The sequence below is a fragment of the Acaryochloris thomasi RCC1774 genome (assembly GCF_003231495.1).
In the GTDB taxonomy this organism is placed as follows: Bacteria; Cyanobacteriota; Cyanobacteriia; order Thermosynechococcales; family Thermosynechococcaceae; genus RCC1774.
This window is the reverse complement of sequence record NZ_PQWO01000017.1, coordinates 84,007-97,793: the sequence shown is the minus strand read 5'-3', so window position 1 is coordinate 97,793 and position 13,787 is coordinate 84,007. Positions and strand designations below refer to the sequence as shown.

Annotated in this window: 12 protein-coding genes, 1 tRNA gene and 1 pseudogene; 4 read left to right on the top strand and 10 right to left on the bottom strand. The window is 49.9% G+C overall.

Features of this window, described 5'->3' with window-relative positions; all coding sequences use genetic code 11:
* The 4 genes from C1752_RS21445 to menB all read right to left on the bottom strand — a co-directional run.
* On the bottom strand, window positions 1-232 hold a 232-nt coding region (locus C1752_RS21445; RefSeq protein ID WP_199464474.1), incomplete at its 3' end, for a sodium-dependent bicarbonate transport family permease.
* A 101-nt stretch (window positions 233-333) separates the two neighbouring features.
* A complete protein-coding gene (locus C1752_RS21440; RefSeq protein WP_233501797.1) occupies window positions 334-1,710 on the bottom strand; it encodes a cation:proton antiporter in 1,377 nt (458 codons plus the stop codon).
* A gap of 165 nt (window positions 1,711-1,875) precedes the next feature.
* Entirely contained in the window at window positions 1,876-3,570 is a 1,695-nt protein-coding gene (bicA, locus tag C1752_RS21435) for a bicarbonate transporter BicA (protein WP_110988096.1), read from the bottom strand.
* A gap of 560 nt (window positions 3,571-4,130) precedes the next feature.
* On the bottom strand, window positions 4,131-4,964 hold the full coding sequence (menB, locus tag C1752_RS21430; RefSeq protein ID WP_110988095.1) for a 1,4-dihydroxy-2-naphthoyl-CoA synthase: 834 nt from the start codon (window positions 4,962-4,964) through the stop codon (window positions 4,131-4,133).
* Window positions 4,965-5,080: 116 nt separating this feature from the next.
* Here menB and C1752_RS21425 point away from each other — a divergent pair, with 116 nt between their 5' ends.
* A complete protein-coding gene (locus tag C1752_RS21425) occupies window positions 5,081-6,664 on the top strand; it encodes a purple acid phosphatase family protein (protein ID WP_110988103.1) in 1,584 nt (527 codons plus the stop codon).
* A gap of 40 nt (window positions 6,665-6,704) precedes the next feature.
* Here the strand turns inward: C1752_RS21425 and C1752_RS21420 are convergent, their stop codons facing one another.
* The 3 genes from C1752_RS21420 to C1752_RS21410 are packed head-to-tail and all read right to left on the bottom strand — an operon-like array spanning window position 6,705 to window position 8,822.
* Window positions 6,705-7,535, bottom strand: coding sequence for a hypothetical protein (locus C1752_RS21420; protein WP_110988094.1), 831 nt, complete (start codon window positions 7,533-7,535; stop codon window positions 6,705-6,707).
* Between the two features lie 30 nt (window positions 7,536-7,565).
* Window positions 7,566-8,402: a M56 family metallopeptidase gene (locus tag C1752_RS21415; RefSeq protein WP_110988093.1), complete on the bottom strand. Its 837-nt coding sequence runs from the start codon at window positions 8,400-8,402 to the stop codon at window positions 7,566-7,568.
* Between the two features lie 3 nt (window positions 8,403-8,405).
* Entirely contained in the window at window positions 8,406-8,822 is a 417-nt protein-coding gene (locus C1752_RS21410; RefSeq protein WP_110988092.1) for a BlaI/MecI/CopY family transcriptional regulator, read from the bottom strand.
* A gap of 347 nt (window positions 8,823-9,169) precedes the next feature.
* Here C1752_RS21410 and C1752_RS21405 point away from each other — a divergent pair, with 347 nt between their 5' ends.
* Window positions 9,170-9,823 (top strand): DUF3386 domain-containing protein, encoded by a 654-nt coding sequence (locus C1752_RS21405; protein ID WP_110988091.1) that lies wholly within the window; start codon window positions 9,170-9,172, stop codon window positions 9,821-9,823.
* 182 nt (window positions 9,824-10,005) lie between these two features.
* Here C1752_RS21405 and C1752_RS21395 read toward each other — a convergent pair.
* A tRNA-Thr gene (locus tag C1752_RS21395) sits at window positions 10,006-10,078 on the bottom strand.
* 87 nt (window positions 10,079-10,165) lie between these two features.
* Entirely contained in the window at window positions 10,166-11,026 is an 861-nt protein-coding gene (locus tag C1752_RS21390) for an acyl-CoA desaturase (RefSeq protein ID WP_110988102.1), read from the bottom strand.
* Window positions 11,027-11,199: 173 nt separating this feature from the next.
* On the opposite strand from C1752_RS21390, the gene C1752_RS21385 reads away from it, so the two are divergent.
* Both C1752_RS21385 and C1752_RS21380 read left to right on the top strand, forming a co-directional pair.
* Complete coding sequence (locus tag C1752_RS21385) at window positions 11,200-12,405, top strand: TetR/AcrR family transcriptional regulator (RefSeq protein WP_110988089.1); 1,206 nt, start codon at window positions 11,200-11,202, stop codon at window positions 12,403-12,405.
* A 184-nt stretch (window positions 12,406-12,589) separates the two neighbouring features.
* Window positions 12,590-12,808, top strand: a pseudogene (locus C1752_RS21380) (DDE-type integrase/transposase/recombinase); the annotation flags it as partial.
* A gap of 279 nt (window positions 12,809-13,087) precedes the next feature.
* On the opposite strand, the gene C1752_RS28105 reads toward C1752_RS21380, so the two are convergent.
* Window positions 13,088-13,567, bottom strand: a complete 480-nt coding sequence (locus tag C1752_RS28105) for a hypothetical protein (protein WP_146242395.1) — start codon at window positions 13,565-13,567, stop codon at window positions 13,088-13,090.
* Between the last annotated feature and the right edge of the window lie 220 nt (window positions 13,568-13,787).

The window sequence follows — 13,787 nt, the reverse complement described above, 5'->3', positions numbered from 1 at the left end:
TGGCGAACGCTGCGGGCAACAGCATCTCTGCTAGATTGGCCTCGCGGATTGCAATACCACCGCTCAGGCCAACTTTTAGCAGCAGCATGAAGACGATGAACTTATAAATCGGATCTGGAATGGTCAGGCGGCTATTGACGGCGGCAACGACCATGCCACCAATCAGAAAGCCAAGTGTCGGGGACTGCAACTTCGCCAAAAAGAGCGTCAAAAAATCAGACAAAAAATCCACGTTGTAATTCCTCCTTAATTAAAAAAAGTTGAATAAAGTAAGGGGGAAGCGTATTACCTCTACTGCGGCGGCGTTAAGCTCCCCAGATATTTTCGATCTGTTCACTTCACTACAGGCACAGCAGCGTTTTCACCCTCTTCGCTATCACTTTCTTCAGGTGTGATGCTCTCCTGATTTTTCAGAGACAGCTGCAACAGGGGGGGAGCCAGAAAAGTCGTCAGAATAACCATCACAATAATGGCGGCTTCCAGCGGAGCGCTTAAGGCACCGCTGGCGGACCCAATACCTGCAAAGACCAGACCGACTTCACCCCGAGGAATCATGCCCACGCCGACGGCAAGTCGATTGATGCCTGGCTTACCAAAGATGGTCCAGCCTGTGACGACTTTCCCGACGATGGCAACGACGAGTAGAAAGGCCGCAATGACCAAACCTGCTCGGTTCTCAGGTACGGTGGGGTTGAGTACGCCGAGGTTGGCTTTGGCACCAACTGTCACAAAAAAGATAGGCACTAAAATATCGGCAATAGGCATCACCTGCTGATCGAGTTCTTTGCGTTTGTCAGTTTCGTCTAGTACCAGACCGGCAGCAAAGGCCCCCAAGATTGCCTCTAAGTGAATGACGCTGGCAAGGCAGGCCATCGCTAGGGCAAAGGTAAATGCAGGAACCAGTAAAGCCCCTCGGGTCTGGAGTTTATCTGCGATCGCAACAAAGCTCTGATTAAAAAACTTACCCAGCAAGATGGAACCCAACAAAAAGGCCGTTGCGCTGACGATCAGCACCACAACATTGACCAAATCCACTTCACCCGTCTTGGCTAAGCTCGCCACCACCGCCAGAATGATAATGCCCAGTACGTCATCAATGACAGCGGCTCCGACAATAATCTGTCCTTCGGTTGATTTCAGATGACCCAACTCTGACAGTACTTTTGACGTAATGCCGATACTGGTTGCCGTTAGAGCCGCGCCTGCAAAAATGGCTGGAATAATCGGTACGTGAAAGAACACCACCAGTCCGACTGTTCCTAACGTGAAAGGAGCAACCACTCCCACCACCGCGACAATGGCTGCCTGATAGCCCACCTTGCCCAGCTCTCGCAGGTCGGATTCTAGACCGATTTCAAACAGCAGCACGATCACGCCCAGCTCGGCCAAGACGGAAATCACTTCGCTCTGACTTGTAAAGATATGGGCGACCGCTTCAGCATCTAGATCCCCCAGCCACTGCAGCGTCGTCATCAACAAAGAGTCCGTTGCTGCAGCTCCTGCCTCGGGGAAAACAATTAGGTGTAGAGCAGAAACGCCTACGATCACACCCCCCACAAGTTCACCTAGAACAGGCGGCAGGTCGAGACGTTTTGAGAGTTCGCCCCCCAGCTTACTCATCAGATAAACGATAATGAGCGTTAGCAAAACGCCCGTGAGGACAAAGGGGGCATACTCTGCCTCTGGTGTGGTTGCAAGGAGAGAGGGCATCGGAGGCCCCTCGCCAGGAATCATCAAACGAGTCATCGATAGCATGGTAGAACACCTTAGATGAGGAGTGATTAGTCAGCAATAGAAATCGAAGCTAGGAAAATGATGGGTCTAGCAGGCATTGCTCTAAGCCCTGAAGTCAATACCTGCTGATAACCACCAGATCTAGAGGGTCGGTGAGACATCTAGCCCAGGTGAGGGGCGATTAGATGCTGAGAAGGTTACGGACGCTGCGGCCTTTAATGCCTCTGCTCGATCCATGTATAGATTCTGGGGAGGAATCAAGCTCAAGACGTTCATCTTCTCTAAGCGACGCTTGGTTTGTCCCGCCGCACCGACGATGTAGACGGTGCGATCGCTCTCGGCAGCTTCCTTCACCGCGTTTTCGAGCGCCAGAGAAGAGGTCACGCCCATGTGTGGCACTTCACTGAGGTCAAAAACAATCGCATCGCACTCTCCAATGGCGTGGTGTTCTCTCGAGATCGCCTTGGCGACTCCGAAAATCATAGGGCCACTCAACTGGAATAATAGAACCCGACCGTTGGCTTCATCTAACCAGCGCTTCTCGTTGGCATTTAGGCGAACGGCATCGTCAGCATCGCTAATCGCTTTGACCGACTCCGAGCGTAATGCGCTCATCCGATCAATGGTGAGAACATTCGCAACGAAAATGCCAACACCCACTGCTGTAATCAGGTCCACCAAAACTGTGAGGATAATGACCCCATACATGATCAGGGCCGCTTTTATGGAAATTTGATGGGCTCGCTTTAAAAAGTCCCAGTCAATAATGTCAATACCGACCTTGAGGGCAATCCCCGCCAGGACCGCGAGCGGAATCATGGCCGCTAACTTTGCTGCACCTAGAATCACAACGAGCAACATGCCAGCTCTTACTAGACCTGATAACGCTGAACGTCCTCCTGCCTGGATGTTGACCACCGTACCCATCGTAGCCCCGGCCCCAGCAATACCGCCAAACAAGCCAGACATGATATTACCAATGCCTTGACCAATCAGCTCCTTATTAGAGTCGTGCTCAGTGCGAGTTAAACTATCGGCAACGACTGATGTGAGTAGAGCATCAATACAGCCCAGCATTCCTAAGACCGCTGCATCAACAAACATAAGCTGAAGCTGGTCGCCACTAAACCGTGGGAGCTGGAGCGCAGGGAAGCCAGCGGTAATTTCACCAATTCGGCGAATCGCCTCTGCGTCTGGGAACAGCACAAACCCAATAACGGTACCGACAATTAGAGCAACGAGTTGAGGTGGTACAAAGCGCTTGAACTTTGATGGCATAAACCAAATGATGGCAACCGTCATCACAGCTAGCCCCGTCTCCCCGAGCTGAATGTTCGAGATCAGCTCAGGAATCGCCTGCAGGGTGCCAATCACGCCCCCTTTCGGGCTAGCCTGCCCTAAGAATGGAGCCAACTGCAGAATCACAAGAATGATGCCAATCCCGGACATAAAGCCCGAAATCACCGTATAGGGCATCATCGTGACATACCTACCGAGCCGCAGCGATCCAAAAATGATCTGGAACACACCGGCCATCATGACAACGGTAAAGGCCATTGCCAAACCGTTCTCGGGATTTGCTGCCGTTAGGTTTGCAATTACCGCTGTCATCACCACCGTCATCGGGCCAGTGGGTTCAGAGATCAGCGTGGGTGTCCCCCCAAACAGAGCGGCAAAGAAGCCAACAATAACGGCCCCCCAGAGACCCGACGCTGCACCCGCACCAGAGGCAACACCAAAGGCCAGAGCCATTGGCAGAGCAATAACGGCTGCGGTGGCACCGCCAAAGATGTCACCGCGTAAATTGCGAAAATGAATTTTATTAGTCAGTTGCATAAAGCATGATTAAAAACGACGGAGTTAAGGGAGCAGCACCCAATCGTTCTAGCTATCAATAGAGAATTCGATTAGAAGCGCTCTGACTTCAACAATACCCTGGCGTCAAGAAGAATAGAGAACCAAAAGAGGGGGATTGCGCACCTGAACCCCTGTCGGCAAAACTATCCGTTTCACTTGTGAGATAGAAAAAAATCTATAGATAAAAGAAAAGAAAAAGCCCGAAGTCATATTGTTGCCTCGCAGCATTAATTAATCAAGTATTGTTAACTGTCTTAAATCATAAACGCCACCGGCAATAGACTCAAGGCAACCTTTTTTATCAAAAGCATAGACTTAAGACTATGCAAAATGACGCCATTTTACTATCTCGCGGAGCGGAAGCTCGGAACCTGAGCCATTCTCGCCAGCAATATCAGAGTTCAAGAAATATGAGATAAATGGAGCACAGTTATAGCAGTACCCGGCTGAGTTAGGACAGCCCTCCTTTAGCACAGCCCTTCTTTAGAGATGGGTTTCAGCCATCTTTATGTCCTAATCAATACGTGTACCGCTATACCTCAAGGTCGCCAAGGGAACTGTCGAAAATTTGGATCGCGCTTCTCTAAAAAAGCAGACTTGCCTTCACTGCCTTCTTCATTCATGTAGTACAGCATCGTTGCATTGCCCGCCAACTCTTGTAGCCCTGCTTGACCGTCACAGTCTGCATTAAAGGCAGATTTGAGACAGCGAATCGCCAGCGGACTTTTATCTAGAATCTCATTAGCCCAGCGTACGCCTTCAGCTTCGAGTTCAGCGATAGGGACAACGCAGTTTACTAAGCCCATCTCCATTGCCTCTTGGGCACTATACTGACGGCAGAGGAACCAGATTTCACGGGCCTTCTTCTGCCCCACGAGTCGAGCAAGATAGCTAGCTCCGAATCCACCATCAAAGCTTCCCACTTTAGGACCGGTTTGGCCGAAAATAGCGTTGTCAGCCGCAATCGTCAGATCGCAGATCACATGAAGCACGTGACCGCCTCCAATTGCATAGCCTGCCACTAGCGCAATGACGACCTTAGGAATCGACCGGATCAGGCGCTGCAAATCTAAAACATTTAGGCGCGGAACACCTGATTCATCGACGTATCCAGCCTCACCTCTCACACTTTGGTCACCCCCAGAGCAAAAAGCATACTTGCCGTCTGTGTGAGGACCGGCTCCGGTCAGTAGAATAACGCCAATCTTGGGGTCTTCGCGGGCATCGGTAAAAGCGGCATACATTTCAAAGACGGTTTGGGGCCGGAAAGCATTGCGTTTGTGGGGCCGATTAATCGTGATTTTCGCAATGCCATCTGCTTTGTGGTAGAGAATATCTTCGTAGGTTTTGACCGACTGCCAGGCAATAGACATAGAGATGAATTCAGCGTTACGTTGAGCATGACGTTATCGGTGCTATCGCCTATCATTCGACAGCGCCTTGTGAATTTTACCCTGACTGAACGCCTCAAAAATTGGACTTCATCATGATGACGCCACTTCGGGCCCCTCAGCTCCTCACTGATCCGTGGCTCCTGCAGCCGACATCCACTTCAATTACGGTGGCCTGGTTCACTGAATTTCGAGGCATCAAACACCGAGTCATCTATGGCGAAGGGCTAGAGCAGAGGGCAACAACGACACAGCTCACGCGCGCGCGTGAAGACGCTCAGTCCCGTCTAGACTCCACACTCCAGATGACAGAGGCTCCCCAGCTGCGTTTGGTCTGGAGGCATGCAGCAACTGTCACAGGGTTAGTTCCAGGCCAAAAGCATTTCTATTATGTTGAAAGCATCCATGAGGATGGGGGCGTTATTCAGAGTCGTTCATTTACCCTGGCTCCTGCTCCTGCCATGGGGACGGCCTTAAAGATCTTGCTGACCTCTGACCATCAGCTCAAGCCAATGGTCGCAGCTAATCTCCAAAAGGTTATGGAAACGATTGGCCCAGTGAATGCCGTTTTTTATGCTGGAGACCTTGTGAATGTGCCGGATCGTGCGTCTGAGTGGTTTGACGATGCGCGGGGCAATGCGTGGTTTCGCTGTCTTCAGGGGCGAGCGGGGGGCGCATATCGTGGCGGAGAATTGCTTCAGAATGCGCCCATTTTTACGGCGGTAGGCAATCATGAGGTCATGGGGCGTTACTCTGAGCACCATAGTTTACATGCCCAGTTCAAAGATCCGGTTCCGGTATCTGCCGCTGCGCAGCAAAACTCGCTTCGTGATCAGAGCTTCAACACAATTACCTATGATGAAATCTTTGGCTCAGTGGATGCCCCTAAGTATTACGCGGTTACCTTTGGGGATGTGCGGCTGATTGTTCTCTACGTTGCCAATGTCTTTCGGTCTCCGGCCCTCACGTCTTCGACCAAAGGCAAGTATCAGGAGAGAGAGCAAGATTTGCAACACCCAGACCAGTGGGGCCACGGTCAGCATATTTTTGAATCCATCGCGCCGAACAGCCCTCAATATCAGTGGCTGCAGACAGAGTTAAAAAGTGAAGCCTTTCAGAAGGCCAAGTATAAAGTTGCCATGTGGCATCATCCGGTGCATTCACTGGGTGGAAATGTCGTGCCTGCCTACACAGATCCGGTGCCGGTGATTGATCGAGATGCGGCAGGTCAAGTTCGAAGGGTTCGCTACGAGTATCCGCAGGACGCAGATTATCTGATGCATGATATTTTGCCGCTGCTCGAAGAAGCGGGTGTGCAGCTTGCCCTCTACGGCCACTGTCATTTATGGAATCGCTTTGTGAGCCAGACCGGAACTCACTATTTAGAAACGTCAAATGTCGGCAACTCCTATGGCGCTGCTGTCAGAGACCATAGCCGTATTGTCCCTGCTACCTATCAAGAGAACTACGCGGCGACGGGGAACCCCAACGGTTTGGAGCCAGTTGTACCGACAATCGCTCCGCTGAAAGGTCTGACCGGTCAACCGCTACCCTATATCGCTAGTAACAGCATCACCGTCTTCACCATTCTCGATACGGGAACGGGTACCGTCAGCAGCTATCGCTTTGATACTCAGAAGCCAGATGCGCCCGCCCTTAAATTTGATGAATTTTCGTTGTGAGTCAATCTCTTAGCGGGCTGCAACTAAACTGAAATGTGTCTCACCTTCTCTTGAGCTTCAATGCAACGACGGCATAGCTGCGAGGACCAAGATCCCAGAGCCAGGGACCAATCGGTTCTATCGTGGTAACTTGCTCGCTCAACTCAGGATCTTGGCGAAAGAGATTCATTAACACTGCTGGGTTGACCCCGTGGAAGAAATTGCCGTCTTTAATCAGTTGACTCAATACTTGGCTGAGATTGTGTGTCGGCACTGATGCCAATCCTGGATAGGAGGTTGAAGAGACGACATCTGTAAACAGTAAGCTAGTGCCACCTGAGACTGTTAGCTGCATCAGGTGCCGCAGATGCCCCATCCGAATGGCTTGAATTAACGCTAGAAATCGTTGATGCTCCTCTCCGACAGCATCAACGACAGTTTTGATCAACTGACTCAGAATGCAGGTGGAAGCAACAACATCGAAAGGACCAGGAATCCTTTTTAGGCTATGAATGGGGTGATCTAAAAAGGCTGCAATATCGGTCTCTGAAACATGGGTATCTGAAGACCAGTTGGCTATTTGATCTAGCATTCCTGTTAAATCAATATCGCCGTGAACATGAATACGAGAGTGGTTCGCAAGGTTCTGTCTTACAACACCTTGGTCTAATGCGTTTGTATCAATGTCAACGAGGTGAACTTCACGGTGAAATTGAACGAGTGTTTGCAAATCCAAGTCATTACAGTTCCCGGCGCCCAAAATGCATAAACGAGAGCCATCTACTCCCTGCATGAGTTGTGAGGTGACGCGATCGCGGTGGTCGGCAAAGACATCCCAGGCGTTGCGACTGCTGAGATTAAAATCAGTCTGGCGCTGGATGAGTAAGTTCATTGGGGCGTTATTCTTTGAAGATCAATCTCTTCAGTGGTGAAAGGGCACAGTTAAAAGCGGCAATAATGCTAACAGGATCCAGCTCCACGACCTAGCACTGGGGCCTGCGGTTTCTTCTGGAGCTGCTAACAGTGCATCGATGCGCTCTTCGATGCGACTTTGAGGTGCGGCGGGGCTAAAGGAGGCACAGAGGGCATCAGACCATAGCGGCGACTGCACCATGAGCATCAGCGATTCTGCTAGCAAGAGACCGTCAACTCGCTGTGCGGCCCATCGGTCAGCCCGTAGCTCCCGCAAAATCAATAATTCTTGCCAGATGGCTTCAGCTTCAGGTAGCCATCGTGTCCACTGATGAATCCATCCCAGCCAAAAAAACCAAAAGGTATCTCGATAGTGCTGGTGAGCCTGTTCGTGAACCAGAATGGCGGCAATTTGTTCTGGTGTGAAGGTATCGAGCAATCCTTGGCTAAACACTAGCTCAGATTTCCAAAAGCCCATTCGGGCGATGAAGGGGGTGGAGGTATTGAGGTAGCGTCCCGTTTGATTGTGGAGTTTTATACAGGGATAGTGGTTGAGCTGATGCAGTGTTTGCCAAGCTCGGTGGGTGTAACGTAGGCCTGCAATTAATAGAATGACCAAAAAGCTAGCGGCCAGTAGCGTACTGGTCCAACCTGTATGGCCCCAGATCATTTGGCCCTGCGGTCCCATCAGCAGGATGGAGATTGCGGTCATCAAGAGCAGCAGGGGCGGCACTAAAAAGCGAACTAGGGCCTGCTGCCATTGATGTGTATCGACTGCGGCAAGTGGCCAATTGAGTCGTAATCCGTAGGCTAGAACTAGGGCACTGAGGATCAGGAGTACATGCATGGGTCAGTCCTCCCGTGCCTTGCGAGCGTCTTTGATTTTTTTTGCGATCGCATCTATCTGTTCCACACTAGCCTGATCGAGGCTATCGGCGAAGGTGGCCACCACATCGGCATTTCCTACGGCTAGAAACTGCTGCAGATGCTTGTGTGCCCACAGGGACTGCGCCTGTGCAGGCGATAAAAGGGCTTTCCAGGTGAAGCTGCGGTTGTGTTTATCGCAGGCGAGCCACCCTTTCTTAGTGAGCCGGTTGAGAACTGTCGTGACAGAGGTGTAGGCCAATTCTCGGTTGGGCTGTGTCAGAATCTTGTCGTGGACGGCCTTTACAGTGGCCGGACCTAGTTCCCAGACAATCGTGAAAATTTCTTCTTCTAGAGGACCAAGGGAAAGTTGCTGGGGGCGGTAGTTCGGGAGGGCAGCCATGCATAGCCTGGGTGTAATTTCCCCCATTTTAAGCTGTTGTCAGCTTAGAGTGAAACAATTTATCTACTGTCTCTCAGTTCAAAGCAATACCGATTCTTCGCGGTTTGAAATGTCGAATCAGCGAATGTACTGGTATGAGGAAAGTGAGCGATGTCGGAACGGCCCACAACCCCAAGCTGTCTTAAGCCCTCACCCTTGAGTAAGATAACAATACGCCAATGTCCTCAACTCGATGATCTGATGTCACCCTTTCATAAGCGTGACGTTAGCGCAGTTGCCAACTTCATGCGTGCATCGTTCATCTAGGAATTTGTGTTCATAAGCGTTCAGATCAATAGGAGAGAATTATGATAGCCAGTACATTAAGCGCTCAAGAATTGTTCCGTGCTGCTTACGAGAATCGTTACACCTGGGACAAAGGATTCCCTGGTTATACAGCTGATGTGACCTATAAAGCTGGTGACCAAGAAATTAAAGGACAGGCGCGTGTCGGCGCAGACCTGAAGCTAGAGGTGCTTGGGGTTGAAGATGAGGACGCCAAGAAAGCGATTCACGGTCAACTATTTGAAATGTCCATTCACCGGGTCCGCCGCACCTTTGACGAAACTCACGGGAAGAACTCTTTTTCGTTTGGAGAGACAAAAGCCGACGGAGCCGTGGAGATTTTAATGGGTGGCAAAGCTGAAGGTGATAAATATGAACTCAAGGACAACGAAGTGACAATGGTGCACCGTCACATTCATGGTGTTGTAGTGACGATTCATACCTTTAGTAGTCATGACACGGGAGAAGGATATCTGTCTCATCGTTATGACTCGGTTTACCACGATCCTAAATCGGGCGAGCAGAAGGGCGGTAAGAGTGTCTTTGAAGATGAGTACCAGCAGGTCGGGAATTATTTTGTCTTGTCTCGCCGTCTGATTGAAACAGACTCAGAGGGACAAGTGCAGGCCCAGGAATTCCGGTTCACGAATATCGAACAACTTGATGCCGCAGCCTAGCAAACCCGCTCCAGACCATCTTCAAGCAAGCAGTCATCGTTGAATCTATAGAGACCTTTCAACGGTTGCTCAACGAAGATGCATGATTTCAGTAACGTGCCGATCTTCAACGGTTGAGGAGAATTACTGAGAGCAAACCGAAAAAAGCCCTGTACAGGTTGTACAGGGCTTTTTGATTGAGAAGCTGGTGACATGACTCGAACATGCGACCGGCTGATTACAAATCAGCTGCTCTACCAACTGAGCTACACCAGCGAAGAATGCTTATCGATTATATACTCACGACCTCACGGTGAATAGGGTAATCTCAAAAATTCTTCAAAACTTTTGTCTGTATGGGGTTTAGGAACTTTGGTTGTGGGCTTTAGCTGGATACAGTGTCACCTTCTTTGCTAATCCCACAGATTTCAAGACTGAGATCGCCCACCAGGTCACATCAACCTCCCACCAGCGAAAGCCTGACTTAGCCACATGGGGATAGGCATGGTGGTTGTTATGCCAGCCTTCACCATAGGTCAAAAGCGATACCCACCAAAGATTTCGAGCATCATCGTCAGAGCCTTCAAAGGTACGATACCCAAACATATGGGTGGCAGAGTTCACAAACCAGGTAGAGTGCCACAGCAGGACAGAGCGAACGAAGATGCCATAAATCACAAAGGACCAGCCGCCAAAGGCATACAGCAAGGCTGCTAAGGGAAGCTGAAGCAGCAGAAAAGCATGATCCAAGAAACGATAAAAGGGCTGTTTCGCGAGATCGGGCGCCAGCTTTCGGTACTGTTGCGGGTCAAAAAAATCTTTTTTGGGGTAGAGAACCCAGAGAATATGGCTCCACCAGAAGCCTCGCTCGGCTGAGTAGGGGTCTTTAATGACGTCTTCGGTGTGGGCGTGATGCTGACGATGACCACCGACCCAAAAGGTTGGACTGCCTTGGATTGCCATTGCGCCTAGAAGTGCGATCGCATATTCCAACCACTTTGGTACTTGAAAACTTCGGTGGCTGAGCAGCCGGTGATAGCCCAGACAAATCCCAATACCGCCAAATAGCCAGTGCAAGAGAACGGCAACGCCAAGCGCCGACCAAGAGAAGTAAAGGGGAGCCAGCAGTGCGACCGCATGGAAAGCGGCAAAGAAGCCCACATTCGTCCAATTAAGCGCAGGCAAATCGCTGCCAGGGGCAGTACCCAAAGTTTGTGCTGTCATAACCAATCCTAAGAATAAATCGCCGACTCTATTCAAGCCAGGGGTTAAGAGCGCCAAAGCAACCTCGATTTTTCGTCGCTTGACCGCTACAGTAAGAAAGCAAGTGTTACTTGCATAGCCCAATGCTAACAAGTTTAATTTGATTCTGCAAGTGTTACTTGCATTTCTGGCTTATGGCTTCCCGATCAACCCGTCAACGTCTGATTAAGTCTGCCTTAGAGTTATTTATGGCTCAGGGAGTGAATGGAACGACGACGCGTCAGATTGCTGAAGCAGCGGACGTGAACGAGGTGACGCTTTTCCGGCAGTTTGGCAATAAGCATGGCCTCTTGCTGGCGGTGTTAGAAGAGTCTGCTGCTTTGAAAGCCCTGGGGGAATCTCTGGTGCAAGGTAGCTCGACCGGCAGTGCGGGGCAGGGATTAAGGCAGTATGCAAGTGTTTACTTGCATGCGCTGGAGCGGGTGCCGAAGCTGATTCGGTCGCTGGTGGGGGAGGCGGATCAGTATCCGGAGGAGCATCGGCGGGCGTTAGGGCAAGGGCTAACGGAGGCCAATCGTTATGTGGCTCAATATCTGCAGCAGGGTATTAACCGAGGTGACTTTCAGGCACGGCTTCCGGCGGAGAAGTTGGCGGGGCTGCTTAACGGAATGCTGCTGGGCTATGCGGTAATTGAGTTCACGAGCGAGTTCCATCAGCTTTGGGAGAGCCGAGACGCATTTCTCGATCATGTAGTACAGCTTTTGCAGGGAGCGGAAGTGTCTCCATCATCAGCGCTCTCGCGGGTGTCAGAAGCACCCGTGGCCGAAGCTAGCGTTGCAGATTTGTCGGCTTCTCTAGTCCATCAAATTTTGCGGCAGGCGAAGAAGGTAAGTCTGCAGGACTATGCGTTGGCCTATGTTTTGTTTGGGGCTGGGGTTGCGGCAAAAGATGTTGTGGGGTTGATGCGATCGCAACAAATCTGCGATAGCCATCAGCATCTCCTCCAGGTTGGGACTCGACAGGTCCCCGTGAACCAGTGGATCATGGGCAATCGCTACGGGTCATATACGGCGAACCCTCTGACTAAATGGCTCAAAAGTCGCAAAGACAAGCAGCCTCATTTGTTTTTGAATGAATTAGATCAACCAGTTGCGATTGCAAACATCAAAACCCGCTGGCAACTCTGGACCGACAGCATCACCACACCCGAAGGATCACCGATTCTTGCCCAAACCCAACAAACTTGGTGTATCGATATGCTGCTGCGGGGCATGAGTCTAGAAAATCTCAGCATTCTCACCGGCTGGGATTTAGAGAGTCTGCAGCCCTATGCTCGCCGTGCTGAAGAAATTGCAGCTATTGAGCAGGCCACTCGCCTTGATCAAAAGCCAAATAGCTGAGTATTCGAATAGAATCCTGCATTCAGATCCTAGCTCCATATTCTTTGAAGCAGATAGCTCTCCTTCTTTGGAATATACACTTAGTAAATAGATTTTTCTTAGACTTACATCTCGCAGTAAGCCCGAATAATCATTCGATTCTGGAGAGACCTTGCAATGGTACTACTAAACGGAACACCGTCCGGTGAAGTACATGAACAATATTTTGGAACAGGACCACCGATTCATAAAACATAAAGTCAAGGCAGGACTGGGCTTTCAGAACTTCTGGAGCGCCAAGCGAACGATACGAGGATACGAGACAATGAATGCGATTCGGAAGGGGCAGATCGTCGGCATTGAGAAAGGAGATATCCGGTCTCAGAATCACTTCATTTCCGAGATCTTTGGGGTTGCTGTTTAAAAAATCAGGGGGAAGCTTCCATTCTTGTGCCCTGAAAAGTTAATGCAACAGAACCGACATTCTACTGTCTGGGAGAACCCTAAAAAGAAACGAGAAATTAAAGCTGTACTGACCAAGCTTGATAAGTTACTCAACTCATAGAAGATAGAAAGTGGGCATTGTTTTTTATTTGTTACCTAACGTGACAACTGGTAGCGGATATCGGCAGTGAGAACATAACCGCCGATATCCCAACGCAGAAACTGTAATGAAAACAAAATAAGAATGGTGCAAAAACCCTTATCCCTTTTTCAGAGATATAGTATTTGAAACCCCATCAAAATAGTAGTAACTTGTTCTGCCATTGAGTCTGACTACCTTTGAAGTAAATTGTTTATCATTTGCATATTTATCAAACTCGAGTAGAGGTAATGCAATACTGCCTTTTCTGCATCTGCTATCACCTCCAATGATCTTGTTGTGGGTGTATTGACCTCCTGGTGATAACTGGTATTTGTTTCCATCAATCCAATAGATCTGTTGCTTACTAGTCTGATTTGCAATCGTTACTATATAGTTGCGACGATTATGATTCGCTCTGCAAGAACGAGAACGATGGTGATGCACGCGGAAGACTTTACGGTGGTGAGGGTGGAAGACTTTATGGTGGCGGGAGCGGAATATTTTTATGTGTGAGCCTGCCAACGCTCCTTCATTGAGCACGGTTCCCATAAGCAAAGACGCTGTAATAAGCGAAGAACCAAGTAGTTTCATATTCATGGTAGTAACTCAAAATATGTATTGAACTCTTTAATCCCATTAGACCCAACAGATGGCTACGTTCAGGGCTGAGAAAGGCTAACTTATGGCTAACTTATGGCTGAGATGCCATCCCGGTCAGAACAAAACTTCCACGGCAGAGTTGGATGGAGGCAAACGGTTCTGTTGCGTTAACTGTGACCTGAGATGGTAGGTTGAGATTCTTGCGGTTCCAGCTTTC